At 70.1% G+C, this 14,190-nt stretch carries 14 protein-coding genes; 9 read left to right on the top strand and 5 right to left on the bottom strand.

Annotation, left to right across the window (positions count from 1 at the left end):
• Nucleotides 1-106 precede the first annotated feature (106 nt).
• Nucleotides 107-853, top strand: coding sequence for a class I SAM-dependent methyltransferase (locus tag ACT3T9_RS04670; protein ID WP_441443045.1), 747 nt, complete (start codon nt 107-109; stop codon nt 851-853).
• Here the strand turns inward: ACT3T9_RS04670 and ACT3T9_RS04665 are convergent.
• Nucleotides 825-1,604, bottom strand: a complete 780-nt coding sequence (locus ACT3T9_RS04665; RefSeq protein ID WP_441443058.1) for a TrmH family RNA methyltransferase — start codon at nt 1,602-1,604, stop codon at nt 825-827. The two genes, ACT3T9_RS04670 and ACT3T9_RS04665, sit on opposite strands and share 29 nt — an antisense overlap.
• 73 nt (nt 1,605-1,677) lie before the next feature.
• Nucleotides 1,678-2,472 carry an ABC transporter ATP-binding protein gene (locus tag ACT3T9_RS04660; protein ID WP_441443044.1) on the bottom strand — a complete coding sequence of 265 codons (795 nt, stop codon included), beginning with the start codon at nt 2,470-2,472 and terminating at the stop codon, nt 1,678-1,680.
• Nucleotides 2,473-2,572: 100 nt separating this feature from the next.
• Between ACT3T9_RS04660 and ACT3T9_RS04655 the strand changes: the two genes are divergently transcribed.
• Nucleotides 2,573-4,153, top strand: coding sequence for an RNB domain-containing ribonuclease (locus ACT3T9_RS04655; RefSeq protein WP_441443043.1), 1,581 nt, complete (start codon nt 2,573-2,575; stop codon nt 4,151-4,153).
• The gene (locus ACT3T9_RS04650) at nt 4,150-4,935 is read left to right on the top strand and encodes a hypothetical protein (RefSeq protein WP_441443042.1); all 786 of its coding nucleotides are present in this window, start codon (nt 4,150-4,152) and stop codon (nt 4,933-4,935) included. Before ACT3T9_RS04655 ends, ACT3T9_RS04650 begins: the two co-directional genes overlap by 4 nt.
• A 19-nt stretch (nt 4,936-4,954) precedes the next feature.
• Here the strand turns inward: ACT3T9_RS04650 and glgA are convergent, their stop codons facing one another.
• Nucleotides 4,955-6,148, bottom strand: a complete 1,194-nt coding sequence (gene glgA, locus ACT3T9_RS04645) for a glycogen synthase (RefSeq protein ID WP_441443041.1) — start codon at nt 6,146-6,148, stop codon at nt 4,955-4,957.
• Nucleotides 6,149-6,282: 134 nt separating this feature from the next.
• Between glgA and glgC the strand changes: the two genes are divergently transcribed.
• Together glgC and serB are read left to right on the top strand one after the other, a co-directional pair.
• Nucleotides 6,283-7,524: a glucose-1-phosphate adenylyltransferase gene (glgC, locus tag ACT3T9_RS04640; RefSeq protein WP_442331658.1), complete on the top strand. Its 1,242-nt coding sequence runs from the start codon at nt 6,283-6,285 to the stop codon at nt 7,522-7,524.
• On the top strand, nt 7,521-8,210 hold the full coding sequence (gene serB / locus ACT3T9_RS04635) for a phosphoserine phosphatase SerB (protein ID WP_442331659.1): 690 nt from the start codon (nt 7,521-7,523) through the stop codon (nt 8,208-8,210). Before glgC ends, serB begins: the two co-directional genes overlap by 4 nt.
• Nucleotides 8,211-8,339: 129 nt before the next feature.
• Here the strand turns inward: serB and ACT3T9_RS04630 are convergent, their stop codons facing one another.
• Nucleotides 8,340-8,867, bottom strand: coding sequence for a SixA phosphatase family protein (locus ACT3T9_RS04630; RefSeq protein ID WP_441443038.1), 528 nt, complete (start codon nt 8,865-8,867; stop codon nt 8,340-8,342).
• 45 nt (nt 8,868-8,912) lie between these two features.
• Nucleotides 8,913-9,638: a beta-ketoacyl-ACP reductase gene (locus tag ACT3T9_RS04625; protein ID WP_441443037.1), complete on the bottom strand. Its 726-nt coding sequence runs from the start codon at nt 9,636-9,638 to the stop codon at nt 8,913-8,915.
• Nucleotides 9,639-9,808: 170 nt separating this feature from the next.
• On the opposite strand from ACT3T9_RS04625, the gene ACT3T9_RS04620 reads away from it, so the two are divergent.
• Genes ACT3T9_RS04620 through ACT3T9_RS04605 form a run of 4 tightly spaced genes read left to right on the top strand, consistent with a single transcriptional unit; the run spans nt 9,809 to nt 14,106 of the window.
• Nucleotides 9,809-11,806, top strand: coding sequence for a hypothetical protein (locus ACT3T9_RS04620; protein ID WP_444598973.1), 1,998 nt, complete (start codon nt 9,809-9,811; stop codon nt 11,804-11,806).
• Entirely contained in the window at nt 11,803-12,321 is a 519-nt protein-coding gene (locus ACT3T9_RS04615; protein ID WP_441443035.1) for a hypothetical protein, read from the top strand. The genes ACT3T9_RS04620 and ACT3T9_RS04615 overlap by 4 nt, the downstream gene beginning before the upstream one ends.
• Nucleotides 12,318-13,310: an SURF1 family cytochrome oxidase biogenesis protein gene (locus tag ACT3T9_RS04610; RefSeq protein ID WP_441443034.1), complete on the top strand. Its 993-nt coding sequence runs from the start codon at nt 12,318-12,320 to the stop codon at nt 13,308-13,310. Before ACT3T9_RS04615 ends, ACT3T9_RS04610 begins: the two co-directional genes overlap by 4 nt.
• Nucleotides 13,282-14,106: a glycerophosphodiester phosphodiesterase family protein gene (locus tag ACT3T9_RS04605; RefSeq protein WP_444598974.1), complete on the top strand. Its 825-nt coding sequence runs from the start codon at nt 13,282-13,284 to the stop codon at nt 14,104-14,106. The genes ACT3T9_RS04610 and ACT3T9_RS04605 overlap by 29 nt, the downstream gene beginning before the upstream one ends.
• Nucleotides 14,107-14,190 lie beyond the last annotated feature (84 nt).

Genomic DNA, 14,190 nt, shown 5'->3' with positions numbered 1-14,190 from the left:
GGCCGACTCCTTTGACAGCATTTAGAGGTTGTCCGATGAGTAACAGCGTTCAACTGTTGTCTAAATGCGCATACTGGGGTGCGTCATGGAGAGCTAGCCTCAAGCGATGAGCTCCTACGACGACACCCGGCGAGCCTGGGACGACGCGTCCTCCAAGCATGTGCGGGAGTACGCGGAACTCCTCGAGCAGGCCCGCATCGCCCGGCTGCTGCCGGTCGAGGACGAGCTGCTGCGGCCCCTGATCGGCGACGCCGAGGTGCTGCATCCGCAGAGCGGTCACGGGCTCGACGACCACGCGCTCCTCCGACTCGGAGCTCGCAGCGTGCGCGGCCTGGACTACAGCCTGACGGCGGTCTCCGCTGCGCAGCGCCGGGCCGACGAGCTGGGCGTCCCGTGCCGCTACGAGGTCGCCGAGCTGCCGGACACCGGGCTGCCCGGGCAGATCGCGGATCTGGTCTACACCGGCAAAGGCGCCCTGATCTGGATGGAGGACCTCGACGCCTGGGCGGCGGAGATGCATCGACTGCTGCGTCCCGGCGGGCATCTGTTCGTCTACGAGGCGCATCCTCTGGTGCCGCTGTGGGCCTGGGACCACGACGAGGCGCGGGTGCGAGAGGACCGCAGCTACTTCGCCGCGCACCACGTCAACGACACCTTCCCGGCCCGCGGGGCGACGGAGCATCAGCGGACTCTGGCCGAGATGGTCATGACGGTGCAGGGCGCCGGCTTCGAGCTGCTGCATCTCGCAGAGCATCCCCAGCCGTTCTGGATGCCCGAGGACGAGGATGCGGCCGCCGCCTGGGACGGTCGGCTGCCGAACGCCCTCAGCCTGCTGGCGCGTCGGAGGAGCTGAGCGCCGCCCGGCGCTGCCAGAACACGACGGCGCTGGCCGCGGCGACGTTCAGGGAGTCCACTCCCCCGGCCATCGGGATCACCACGTGCGCATCGACTGCATCCAGCGTGGCGGGCTTCAGCCCGTGGCCCTCGGCGCCGAGCACGAAGGCGACCTTGCGGTCCGGGCCCAGATCCACCTCGTCGAGCGGGATGGCGCCCTCGGTGAGGGCCATCGCGAGCACATCGAAGCCGGCCTCGTGCAGCAGGTCCACGCCTTCGCGCGGCCAGGCGTCCATGCGCGTCCACGGCACCTGGAAGACGGTGCCCATCGAGACTCGGATCGAGCGGCGGTACAGGGGGTCCGCGCACTGCGGGGTCACCAGCACCGCATCGACTCCGAGCGCGGCGGCGGAGCGGAACATGGCGCCGACGTTCGTGTGGTCCACGATGTCTTCGATCACCGCGACAGTACGCGCGGTGCGCAGCAGCTCGCGAGCCGTCGGCAGCTCGGGCCGCTGCATCGAGGCGAGCGCCCCACGGTGCAGGTTGAAGCCGGTGAGCTGCTCGACCAGCGATTCCTCCCCGGCGTAGACGGGCACGTCAGGGAACTGCTCGTAGAGCGGGGCGAACTTCGCGAGCCACTTCTCGTTCATGAGGAAGGAGCGCGGCGCCATCCCGGCCTCGATCGCCCGGGAGATCACTTCGTAGCTCTCGGCCATGAACAAGCCCCGCTCCACCTCGACGCGGGAGCGCAGGCGGACGTCGGTCATGCGCAGGTAGTCGTCCAGCGCCGGATCTGCGAGGTCGGTGACCTGCTGCAGCTGAGGGTGCTCCACCACCGGGTCAGTTCAGGGAGAGCGAGCGGGCGGTGTACCGCTCGCCGCGCTGCTCGACGATCAGCGGCAGGCCGAACGTGCGGGTGAGGTTCTGGGAGGTGAGGGTCTCGCCGATGGGGCCGGCGGCGACCACGGCGCCCTCGCGCAGCAGCGCCACATGGGTGTAGCCGGGCGGGATCTCCTCGACGTGGTGGGTGACCAGCACGGTCACCGGAGTCGCAGGGTCCTTCGCGAGCCGTCCCAGGGTGCGCACGAGGGACTCGCGGCCACCGAGGTCCAGGCCTGCGGCGGGCTCATCCAGCAGCAGCAGCTCGGGATCGGTCATCAGCGCCCGGGCGGCGAGCACGCGCTTGCGCTCGCCGGTGGAGAGGGTGCCGAACATTCGCGCGGCGAGATCTCCGACGCCGAAGGCGGCCAGCAGGGTGCGGGCACGGTCCAGATCGATCTGGTCGTACTCCTCACGCCAGCGGCCCACCACACCGTAACCGGCGGTGACCACGACGTTCTCCGCGGTCTCCTCGACCGGGATGGTGTCGGCGAGCTCCTGGCTGGCCAGCCCGATCAGGGGGCGCAGCTCGAACACGTCGACCTTGCCGAGCCGCTCGCCGAAGATCTCGACGCTTCCGGTGCTGGGATGCATCCGGGCGGAGAGCAGCCGCACGAGGGTGGACTTCCCGGCGCCGTTGGGGCCGAGGACCGCCCAGCGCTCCCCCTCGTTGACCTCGAGGGAGACCGCATCGAGGATCGGCGCCCCGCTGCGGCGGACGGTGACATCGTTCAAGGAAGCTGCTGCGACGGACATGCCTCTGAGCCTATCGGGTGAGCGGCCCCTCACCTGCTCACGTGGCCGACATCCCACCCATAGACTGACCGAGCCCGACTCGCCGCTCCAGGAGGTGCTCGTGCCGCATCGGCCCGTCTCCCTGCACGCCCCCCGAGGGTCCATCGCCGCCGACGTGATCCGTGAGGGCATCGACGCCCTGCTCGCGGACCAGGATGGCGACGTCCCGCTCCAGTTCTCTCCGGAGGTGCTCGCGGAGGCGGAACGGGCCGCCGCCCAGGATCCTTCGGCCGCGCAGCGCATCGACCGCACCGAGATCCCGTTCATGACCCTGGATCCCGCCAGCTCCACCGACCTCGACCAGGCGATGCACCTCGAGCGCACGAGCGACGGGTTCCGGGTGCTGTACGCGATCGCCGATGTGCCGTGGTTCGTCGCGCTCGACGGCCCGCTGGACCATGCGGCCCGCGACCGCGGCGAGACGCTCTATCTGCCGGACCGGCGGATCCCCCTGCACCCCGAGGTGCTCTCCGGGGGCGCCGCCTCCCTGCTCCCGGACCAGGACACCCCGGCGTTCGTCTGGGTGCTCGACCTCGACGGGGCGGGCGAGGTGCGCAGCATCGGCCTCGAGCGCGCGATGATCCGCTCCGTGCAGAAGCTCGCCTACGACAGGGTGCAGGAGGAGCTCGATCAGGGCGCGGGCCAGCCGATGATGCTGCTGCTCCAGGAGATCGGGGCGCTGCGGACCCAGCTGGAGGCCCAGCGCGGCGGTGCGAGCTTGAATGTGCCCGAGCAGGAGATCGTCGCCGAGGGGGACGTGGTGCAGCTCAGCTGGCGCCGCCCCAATCCGATCGAGGACGCCAATGCGCAGATCTCGCTGATGACGGGCATGGCGGCGGCCTCGCTGATGCTCGAGCACGGTGCCGGCATCCTGCGCACCATGCCCCCAGCCGAGCAGCAGGCGGTGGACCGCTTCCGCCGCCAGAGCCAGGTGCTCGGGATCCCCTGGACCACCGAGCAGAGCTACGGGGAGTTCCTGCGCTCGCTGGACTGGCACGAGCCGACGCACCTGGCTCTGCTGAACCTGGCCACCTTCCTGTTCCGGGGTGCCGGCTATGCGGCGTTCGCCAGCGCTGCGGAGGTTCCCGAGGACCCGGAGCAGTCCGCGATCGCCGCCCCTTACGCGCACACCACCGCGCCGCTGCGCCGCCTGGTGGATCGGTTCGTGCTGCTGGTCTGCTACGACCATGTCTCCGGCCGCACCCCCTCACCGGAGCTGCTGGCGGCGATGGCGGAGATCCCGGAGGCGATGCGCGCGGCCGGAGCTCGTGCCGGTGATCTGGAGCGCAAGGCGATCGGGCTGGTGGAGACCGCCGCCCTCGCCGCCTGGGAGGGCGAGGAGTTCGAGGGGACCGTCCTCGAGCGCCGGGAGGCGACGCAGTCCAGCAACGGGAACGGTGGGGGGAACGGACAAGGAAACCGTCATGGGAACGGCAATGGGAATAGCGGTGCCCCCACCCGCGTCGAGGTGCAGCTGACGGATCCGCCGATCACGACCTGGGTGCCGATGGACGCCGCGCCCGGCGAGGTGGTGCGGGTCCGGCTCGAGTCCGTCGACCCAGCGAAGCGCCGCGCCGTCTTCGTCGCAGCCGGAACCGACGCCGCCGATCGGGCCGACGCCGCCGACGGGAACACGGCGTGAGCGAGGCCGCCGCGGGCAGGGACCTGGTCGCTCTTCCTCGCGCGGCGGTGCTGATGCTGTGGGTCTCCGCCTACCTGCGCGGTGACATGGGGCCCGACGACGCGGCACAGATGAGCTACGGCGTGGGGCGCAGCGGCCCCAGTGGCGAGGGAGAGGACCTCTTCAGCTGGATGACGGGTCTGCGACGGCTGCCGCTCGCGCAGCTGCGACTGGTCCTGCCTGTCCCCGGCCGCCTGGCCGGTCTCGTCGGCCCTCCCTCTGCGATCCCGCTCGCGCTCGCCGCGGAGCAGGCGATCGTGGTCACCGCCGCGGGCATCGCCGACCACACGCTGATCCCCGTCCTCTCGTCCGTCGAGCATGAGGGAGGCCCGGTCAGCGCGGTCTCCTGGGCACGCGCGGCCGCGCCGGTGGGCGCCCAGGTGCCGCCGGCCGCCACCTCGGGCAGCGCACGCCAGGATCTGCTGCAGGCGCTGCAGCGGGCCGCGAACGGGAGCGTCGAGCTGGATCTGGTGCCGGATGAGCCGGTGGAGCCGGCCCGGATCCCGCCCGGGTGGGTCTCCACCGCTCTGCCTCGCCACATCGACAGCTCCGCGGCGCATCTGCTGGTGCTCGCCGCGCGCACCGTGCTGCTCACCCGCGCGGAGATCGACGAGGGGCACGGCCACACCGTGCACCTCGCCGAGGCCCTGGCCCGGCGCGGGCTGCTCGACGAGCTGCATGAGGCGGCCCGCAGTGCGCTCGTCGAAGCCGTCGAGCGGATCCTCGCCGAGCAGACCGGCTGAGCCCCGGACCCCCTGTGCGTCAGGAGCTCTGCGCGAGCACGGTCCGGTACACCTCCAGGGTGCGCTCGGCGATCGAGGTCCAGGAGAAGTGCTCGGCCGCCCGGCGCCGGGAGGCCTCGCCCATCTGCTTCGCCCGAGCAGGATCGGAGACCATCCGCACCAGCGCGTCGCGGGTGTCCGCGATGAGCTTCTCGGGGTCCACCGGGGTGCCGGTCCCGTCGGTGACCTGCTCGAGCTGGACGAGATAGCCGGTCTCTCCGTCGACCACGACCTCGGGGATGCCGCCGGTCGCGGAGGCGACCACGGGGATGCCGCAGGCCATCGCCTCGAGGTTTACGATCCCGAGCGGCTCGTAGATGCTGGGGCACGCGAAGGTGGTGGCGTGGGTGAGGATCTGGGTGAGCTCGTGCCGGGGCAGCATCTCGGTGATCAGGTGGACGTTGCCGCGCTCCTTGGCGAGCTCTTCGACCAGCGAGCTCACCTCCTGCGCGATCTCCGGGGTGTCCGGGGCGCCGGCGCACAGCACCACCTGGTAGTCGCGGGGAAGATCCCGTACCGCGCGCAGGAAGTACGGCAGGCCCTTCTGGCGGGTGATCCGGCCCACGAAGACGATCGTCGGCGCCTCGGGGTCGATCCCTCGGGAGGTCAGCGCCGAGGTCTCCGGATTCGGGGACCACGACTCGATGTCGATGCCGTTGTGGACCACGTGGACCTTGGCCGGGTCGACCGTCGGGTAGGACCGCAGGATGTCCTCGCGCATGCCTGCCGAGACGGCGATGACGCCGGCCGCGCCCTCGTAGGCGGTGCGCTCGGCGAAGGAGCTCACCGCGTACCCGCCGCCGAGCTGCTCGGCCTTCCACGGCCTCAGCGGCTCCAGCGAGTGGGCGGAGAGCACGTGCGGGGCACCATGCAGCAGCGACGCCATATGGCCGGCGAAGTTCGCGTACCAGGTGTGGGAGTGGAGGAGATCCGCCCCCGCGCAGTCCGCCGCGATCAGCAGGTCCGTCCCCAACGTCGAGAGGGCGGCATTGGCGCCCTCGAGCTCGGCGGGAGTCGAGTAGGAGAATGTCCCCTCCTCATCCCTCGGGGCGCCGAAGGCCCGCACCCGCACGTCGATGTGCGGGCGGAGCACCTTCGTCAGCTCGGCGACATGGACGCCGGCGCCGCCATAGACCTCGGGCGGATACTCCTTGGTGAGCAGATCGACACGCATGTCAGGCTCCTTCTCATGGGCTCGAACGGTTTCTCATGGGCAGAGTCAGATCATCGGACAGCGCCTGGGCCGCGCTGCGGTCCGAGGGACGAAGTCCGGCGTGATGGGTGCCACTTCTGGACTATCCTCGCACCATGTCGTCCAAAAAGGTTCTCGCCATCGTTCTCGCCGGCGGCGAGGGGAAGCGGCTGATGCCGCTGACCCTTGATCGGGCCAAGCCCGCGGTGCCGTTCGGCGGCATCTACCGCCTCATCGATTTCGCCCTGTCGAATATTGCCAACTCCGGCTATCTGCGCGTCGTGGTGCTCACGCAGTACAAGTCGCACTCCCTCGACAAGCACATCGCCCAGACCTGGCGGATGAGCTCGCTGCTGGGCAATTACGTCGCACCGGTCCCGGCGCAGCAGCGCATGGGCAAGCACTGGTTCCGCGGCAGCGCCGACGCGATCGCCCAGTCCCTGAACCTGATCTACGACGAGAAGCCCGACTACGTGGTGGTGGTCGGCGCCGACAACATCTACCGCATGGACTTCTCGCAGATGCTGGACGCCCACATCGAATCCGGGAAGTCCTGCACCGTCGCAGCGATCCGGCAGCCGATCGAGATGTCCGACCAGTTCGGGGTGATCGAGACCGATTCGTCGGATCCCACCACCATCAAGGCGTTCGTCGAGAAGCCGACCGAGACCGAGGGGCTGGCCGACGATCCCAGCTCGATCCTCGCCTCGATGGGCAACTACATCTTCAATGCCGACGCGCTGGTCGAGTCGGTGACCCGGGATGCCGAGGACGAGACCTCCAAGCACGACATGGGCGGGGACATCGTGCCCTCCTTCGTGGCTAAGAATGACGCGGCCGTCTACGACTTCATCCGCAACGACGTGCCCGGTTCCACCGACCGGGACCGTGACTACTGGCGGGACGTCGGCACGCTCGATGCGTTCTACGACGCGCACATGGATCTGATCTCGATCCATCCCGTCTTCAACCTCTACAACTCCGAATGGCCCACTTTCACCGGCCACCGCAACGAGCCGCCGGCGAAGTTCGTCCATGCCGGGCCGGGCCGCGTCGGCTCCGCCGTGGACTCGGTGATTTCCCCCGGAGTGGTCGTCTCGGGTGCGCAGGTCTCCAGCTCGGTCCTGTCCCCCGGCGTACGGGTGAACTCGTGGTCCAACGTCTCCGACTCGGTGCTGATGGACGGTGTGATCGTGGGTCGCCACTGCCAGATCCATCGCGCGATCATCGACAAGGGAGTCGTGGTGCCCCCGCGCACCCAGATCGGTCTGGATGCCGCGAAGGATCGTGCGCGCGGCTGGGTGGTCACGGAGTCGGGCATCACGGTGCTCGGCAAGGGCACGGTCATCACCCCGTGACCACTGCGGCGACCGAACCCACCGCCCGCACGGCGACCGGGCTGCTGGTCTCCGACGTCGACTCGACCTTCCTCACCCAAGAGGTGATCGAGCTCGTCGCGGAGCATGCCGGGGTGCGGGACCGGGTTGAGGAGATCACCACGGCTGCGATGCGCGGCGAGCTCGATTTCGCGCAGTCCCTGCGCGCCCGGGTGGCGCTGCTCGAGGGGCTCGACGAATCGGTGCTCGCAGCGGTCCGGGGCGTGCTGGTCCCCACCCCGGGCGCGCTCGAGCTGGTGCGGCGCGCGAAGGCGGCCGGCTGGGTGACAGCACTGGTCTCCGGCGGATTCCACGAGGTCATCGATGAGCTCGCCGCGGAGATCGGCATCGATCATGTACGCGCCAACCGTTTCGAGATCACGGATGGCCGTTTCACCGGAAGGGTGTCCGGACCGATCATCGACGGCGCCGCCAAGCGCCGTGCCCTCGAGGAGTTCGCCGCGCAGCATCGGGTGCCCACCTCGCGGATCATCGCCCTGGGCGACGGGGCCAATGACCGGGAGATGCTGGCCGCGGCCGGCACCGGAATCGCCTTCCGGGCCAAGCCCGCGCTGCGCGAGATCGCCGACGTGGAGATCGACGGGGAGTCGCTGCTGGACGCCTGGCCCCACCTCGAGAGCGCTGCGAGCACCGTCACCGATCGGTGACCCCAGGCAGCTGACCCACAACAACTGACGGACCATCGTCACCCGGCCGCAGGGCCTGGGTGACGAGGGTCCGTCATGCTGATCTGCTCCGTCGGGTCGACGGAGAGCCGTGCGTCAGGGCACTTCCGGTCAGGGACGGACGATCGTGTGCAGGGTCAACGACTCCTCCTGCAGCTCGTCCCAGCTGCTCGCCACGCCGGAGAGCACGGCCAGCCCGCCGGTCGGCATGCCGATGCGGGCCTGGGCGACTGCGCCGGGATCGGAATCATCGTCGGCCAGCAGCGCGCTGAGGGTAGAGATCGTCGGCTCATGGCCGATGACCAGCGTGACCGGGTGCTGGTCTCCGATGCCGTGCACCAGTGCGAGGAGCTCGGCAGCCCCACCGGTGTAGATCTCCTCGTGGAAGGAGACCTTGCCGTCGAAGCCGGGCATCATCGAGGCCGCCGCCTCCCAGGTCTGGGTGGTCCGCAGCGAATCGGAGACCAGCACCCGGGAGACCTGCACGCTCTGCGCGGCAAGGTACTCCCCGACGAGGCGGGCCTGAGCCTCCCCCTTCTCGGCCAGGGCGCGAGCGTGATCCGGCTGGCCGGATCCGCTCTCCGCCTTGCCATGACGCATCAGGAGCAGCAGACGACTGTCGGGGTCGGAAGATGACATGGAGATGCGTTCACGCCTTACGGGATCGGTGGTGCAGGTTCGGGCTCAGTGTCCCATGCCGAGGCCGCCGTCGACGGGGATCACGGCCCCCGAGATGTACGCCGCATCGTCACTCGCTAGGAACGTGACCGCCTTCGCCACTTCCGACGGATCCGCGAAACGGCCCGCCGGGATCGCCTTGCGGTAGGAGGCCTGGAGATCCTCGGAGAGCGCCTGCGTCATCTCGGTGTCGATGTAGCCGGGCGCGACCACGTTCGCGGTGATCCCGCGGGAGCCGAGCTCACGGGTGAGCGCGCGAGCGATCCCGATCAGCCCCGACTTCGACGCGGCGTAGTTCACCTGGCCCGGCGAGCCGTAGAGGCCCACCACCGAGCTGATCAGCACGATGCGCCCCTTCTTCTTCCGCATCATCGACTTGATGACCCGCTTGACGGTGCGGAAGGCACCGGTGAGGTTGGTGTCGATGACGGATTCGAACGACTCGTCGCCCATCCGCAGCAGCAGCTGATCGTCGGTGATCCCTGCGTTGGCCACCAGCACCTCGATCGGGCCATGGGCCTGCTCGACCGTCTGGATGGCCGCATCCAGGCTCTCCCCGTCGGTGACGTCAGCGGCGACGGTCAGCGCGCCGTCCGGCCCGCCCTGCCCAGATCTGCTGGTCACAGCAACCTTGTCCCCGCGACGGAGGAACTCCTCGGCGATCGCGCGACCGATCCCCCGGTTCCCTCCGGTGATCAGGACACTGCGCGGCTCGGTGGTGGCGTCGGACATTCAGACTCCTGGGTGAGAGGTGGGCGGGGCGGATGCCCTCATAAAGGACGATGTCATGCGGTGAGGGAAACGCCTCGGCATGTGCTCGTGCTCTACGATACGGGGCGAGAGAGTGTCGGGATCCATGGGGGGTACCCGTCCACGAACATCGCCCCGGAAGGTGCTGCCCGATGGCATATCGATTCAATCCTCCGCCGAACTGGCCGATCGACGATGCCAACTGGAGCCCGCCTCCCGGCTGGCAGCCGGATCCCTCGTGGGGCCCCGCTCCCGACGGCTGGAACTTCTGGACCGCGTCCGAGCAGGCCCCGGCCCCGCAGGCGACCTCCGAACAGGCTGGTGCGGCCGACGACGACGATGCCACTCGCGTCGCATCAACCAGTGAGCAGGGACCGACCGCTCCCGCACCTGACGCCGACGACGCCACCCGGGTGGCCTCCACCGGCGAGCAGACGCCTGCCGCCGAGCAGGCTCCCGTCGTTGAGCAGGCTCCCGTCGCTGAGCAGGCTCCCGACGTTGAACAGGCAGCCGGCGATCAGCAGGCATCCGCCGGGCAGTACGGGTCGCTGAACCCCTACGGGCAGGCTCCCGCCGCCCAGGATGCGCCCGTGCAGGGTGCGCCCGAGCAGGATGTCGACCAGTCCGCTGGCGGCGGCTCCATGCCGCTGGCCGACGACCAGAGCAGCTCAGCCCCGGCGGAGTCCGTCGGTCGCCACGCTGCGGAGCCCGCCGCCGCCGCGGAGCCCGTTGCCGCTCCGGAGCCCGCCGTCGCAGCCGAGCCGGCTGGGACCGCTGAAGAGTCCGGCCTTGCCGCCGCGCCGCAAGATGCGTCCGCAACGGCCGTCCATGATGACGCCACCCATGTCGCGGACTCCGGGCAGCGCGACAGCGCCGCTCCCGATGCCGCCGGTTCCCACGCAACGCAGGCGGAAGGCGCCGCTGAGACTGCCGAATATGGGGGCCCCGATCTCGAGGCCGACCTCGCACAGCAGGCACCCTACGAGTCCGCGCCGTACGAGTCCGCAGAGCCCGTCGCCGCCGATGACAGCAACCACTCCGGTGAGGGCTCTCAGGGCGCCGGCTACGGCATGGCGGCCGGTGCCGCAGCCGCCGGCGGGGCTGCTGGCGCGGCAGCCGCGTCCGGCCAGCAGGATCCCTCCGGTCAGGGCTACGGGCAGGCATCCCCCAGCCAGGGCTACGGCCAGCAGCCCGCGGACCAGGGCTATGGCCAGGGTTCGCCCGCTCAGGGCTACGGCGACGGCTCCTCCGCTCCCGCCTATGGCCAGGCATCACCTGCCCAGGGCTATGGCCAGCCCTCGCCGGCCCAGGGCTACGGTCAGGCCTCGCCCGCCGCGGGCTACGGCCAGGGTTCCGCACCGGACTACCCGGGACAGGGCTCCGCCTCGGACTATCCCGCACCGGGCTACGGCCAGAACTCCCCCGGAATCGACACCGGGTCCGGCTGGACCGCGTCGACCGGCGCCGGTGAACCGCCGAAGAAGGGCATCATCCAGCGCTTCTGGTGGATCGGCTGCCTGATCGCGATCGTGCTCGTGCTCGCGCTGATCGCCATCGGCGGCATCTTCCTGTTCAGCCGCTCGGGCGGCACGGAGGCCGGTGGTGGCGGTTCTACCACCACTCAGGAGGAGGATCCGACGACGGACGAACCCACCGACGAGGAGACCACCGAGGAAGAGCCGACCGAGGAGGAGACCACCGAGGACGAGATCCCGATCCCGACCGATCTCAACACGATCGACCCGGCCGCCGAGGCTGAGGCGATCAACATCGTGGGACCCGATGGCACGGGCACCATGGCGGTCCACATGGTCTACACCCCCGGCGCGGAGCTGGAGCGAAGCTACGGAGGTGCCGTCGAAGACGCGCAGCAGGGCGACTACGTCGTGCTCACCGCCAAGATGACGGTGACCGAGGGCGAGCTGTCCATGAACCCGTTCCGGTTCGATATCCAGACCCCCTACGGCGGCGCCGTGGAGCCGGCCACCGCGAGCTTCGGCCTCAAGGGCTCCGGGACCGACGGCCCGAACGAACACCAGGCAGGAGAGGAATACACGCTCACGCTCCTCTTCGACGTGAAGCGTGCCGGTGGCAACAAGCTGGTCTTCGACTCCCGTGCCGACCAGTACTCCTGGGACGTCCCTGCGTGACCCAGCGCCAGCGCTTCAACCCGCCGCCCCACTGGCCGGAGCCTCCGCATGACGGATGGATCCCGCCGGCGGACTTCCGACCCCAGTACTCCTGGGGTCCGGTGCCGGCGGGTTGGAGGCTCTGGCTGAAGGACCAGCCCTCAGGGCAGGGCGAGGCACCGTTGCAGGACTCCGAGGATGTCCCTGCCAGCGGTGCCCGCCCGCGGTCTCGGGTGGACCAGTACCCGGTCGCCGTGCTGAACCCCGGGATGTGGACGGAGAACCACCTGCAGTCCGAGGACTATGGGTTCCCTCCGGCGAAGCCCCGCAAGCAGCGGCCGCGGCTGCGGCTCGGGGTGACGATCTCGGTCACCGCTCTGGGATTCGTGGTCGCTGCGCTCACCGCAGTCATGTTCGTGCTGCTGGTCGACTTCGCGATCGAAGACCTGCCCGGGATGATGGCGGAGGCCGCGGGGCACCTGCAGGCCGTCGCCCCGGTGACCGAGGCGGGTGCCGCGGCACCGGTCGCCGAATGACCGACAGCACCGCCCGTCGACGCATCCTCTTCAGCCGAGAGACCCTGCTGGGGCTGGTGGCTGTGCTGCTCCTGGCGGCGCTCTGCGTGCTGCTGGGCATGTGGCAGTACGGACGCTACGAGAACCGCCGTGACGAGGCGGCCGTGGTCCGCACCAACTACGAATCCGCACCGGTCTCCCTGGACCAGGTGCTCCCTGATCCGCAGTCGCCGCTGAGCACCGCAGACGTCTGGACCCCGGTGACCCTGCACGGCAGCTACTGCACCGAAGGCGACTGCGTGCTCTATGTGCGCAATCGCCAGCTCTCGGGCCAGGTCGGGTATTGGCAGCTGGTTCCGTTCCAGGCCGACGACGGCACGAGTCTGCTGGTCGTTCGGGGCTGGGTGCCGCAGCAGGCGGATTCCTCCGACCCGGCGCAGCTCGCTCCTGCACCCGAAGGAGAGCTCACCGTCACGGTGCGCCTGCGGCCCGCCGAGCCCGTACTGGACCGGGAGCCGCCCCCGGGCCAGACCCATTCGGTCAACCCCGAGCAGTCCGCCGGGCTGATGGGACTGGAGGATGGGGGCCTCGTCTCCCAGGCGTATGGAGAGCTGGCCGCAGAAGATCCGGCAGCAGAACGGCCGACGGCGCTCCCCTACCCCGACACCTCCCTGGGCCCGCACCTGTCCTACGCCGTCCAGTGGTGGGTCTTCGCGCTGTTCTTCCCGGCCGCTCTGATCTACCGCACGCGCCGGCTCTTCCAGGATCTCGCAGCGGACGAGGAGGAGCGGGACGCCGTCGGCTCCGAGCACTCCGACGCCGCGCCCGCAGCTTCCCGGACCACCCTGGACCATGACGACGAGACGGGGCGAGGCGAAGCGGCATCTGCGGCCACGCCGCGCCCCTCCCGACAGCCCACCGATCACCGTCCCCGCCGTGCGGTCCGCGCTCGGCGCCGGGGCCAGGACGAGGAGGAAGAAGATGCCCTCATCGATCAGCAGACGCCCTGAGCGTCGCAGCGACCCGAGGTCCAGGTTCCTGCCGGGCCCGAGGCCGCGACGCATCGCCCACCGCGGCCTCGCCCTCGACGGGGCCGAGAACACGATGCGTGCCTTCGAGGACGCCCTGGCGGCCGGTGCCGGCATGCTCGAGACAGACACCCGCGCCACCCGCGACGGGCTGGCGCTGGCCTTCCATGATGAGGACCTGCTCCGCGTCGCCGGTGACGAGCGCCGGATCGATCAGCTCAGCGCCCATGAGGCCGGTACGGTGCGGCTCGCCGGAGACGAGCCGCTGGCGATGCTCGAGGATGTGCTGGGCACCTTCCGCGACGTCCCGCTCAACGTGGACATCAAGGACGCCGCGGCGATCGGGCCCGCGGTCGCCGCAATTGCGCGCACCCGCAGCGCCGACCGGGTCTGCGTGGCGGGCTTCGACGGCGACGTGGTCCGCAAGGCCGTCGCCACGATCCACGCAGCCACCGGGACAACCCCGGTGCGCAGCCCCGCCCGCGGCGTGATCGGGAGCTTCCTCGCAGCCCGTGCGGTGGAGGCCCCCGCGCCCGTCATCCGCCGGATCCTCGCTCCCTACGGCGCGCTGCAGGTCCCTCCCACCTATCAGGGGATCCCGGTGGTCACCACGGCGAATGTCGCTGCTGCCCACCGCGCCGGGTGCGAGGTGCACGTGTGGACGATCGATGACCCCAGGACCATGCGGGAAATGCTGGTCATGGGCGTGGATGGTATTATCACCAATCGGGTCGATCTGCTCTCCGAGCTGCTCTCGAATAGTCCCAGCAGCATCTGAGACGCGAGGACCCCACCCGGGTCTGGGAACAGATCCGGCTCCGTGCGCGTTGGCACCTTCGAGTGCCACCACACCACCTTCGAG

This window comes from Brachybacterium sp. AOP29-B2-41 (assembly GCF_052378395.1).
GTDB lineage: Bacteria > Actinomycetota > Actinomycetes > Actinomycetales > Dermabacteraceae > Brachybacterium.
Note: the sequence above shows the minus strand (reverse complement) of the source record. Positions and strands in the feature narration are given on the sequence as shown.

Coding starts and splice junctions, on each gene's coding strand:
- ACT3T9_RS04670 (WP_441443045.1), top strand. CDS start 107: ATGAGCTCCTACGACGACACCCGGCGAGCCTGGGACGACGCGTCCTCC.
- ACT3T9_RS04665 (WP_441443058.1), bottom strand. CDS start 1,604: ATGACCGACGTCCGCCTGCGCTCCCGCGTCGAGGTGGAGCGGGGCTTG.
- ACT3T9_RS04660 (WP_441443044.1), bottom strand. CDS start 2,472: ATGTCCGTCGCAGCAGCTTCCTTGAACGATGTCACCGTCCGCCGCAGC.
- glgA (WP_441443041.1), bottom strand. CDS start 6,148: ATGCGTGTCGATCTGCTCACCAAGGAGTATCCGCCCGAGGTCTATGGC.
- glgC (WP_442331658.1), top strand. CDS start 6,283: ATGTCGTCCAAAAAGGTTCTCGCCATCGTTCTCGCCGGCGGCGAGGGG.
- ACT3T9_RS04630 (WP_441443038.1), bottom strand. CDS start 8,867: ATGTCATCTTCCGACCCCGACAGTCGTCTGCTGCTCCTGATGCGTCAT.
- ACT3T9_RS04625 (WP_441443037.1), bottom strand. CDS start 9,638: ATGTCCGACGCCACCACCGAGCCGCGCAGTGTCCTGATCACCGGAGGG.
- ACT3T9_RS04620 (WP_444598973.1), top strand. CDS start 9,809: ATGGCATATCGATTCAATCCTCCGCCGAACTGGCCGATCGACGATGCC.
- ACT3T9_RS04610 (WP_441443034.1), top strand. CDS start 12,318: ATGACCGACAGCACCGCCCGTCGACGCATCCTCTTCAGCCGAGAGACC.
- ACT3T9_RS04605 (WP_444598974.1), top strand. CDS start 13,282: ATGCCCTCATCGATCAGCAGACGCCCTGAGCGTCGCAGCGACCCGAGG.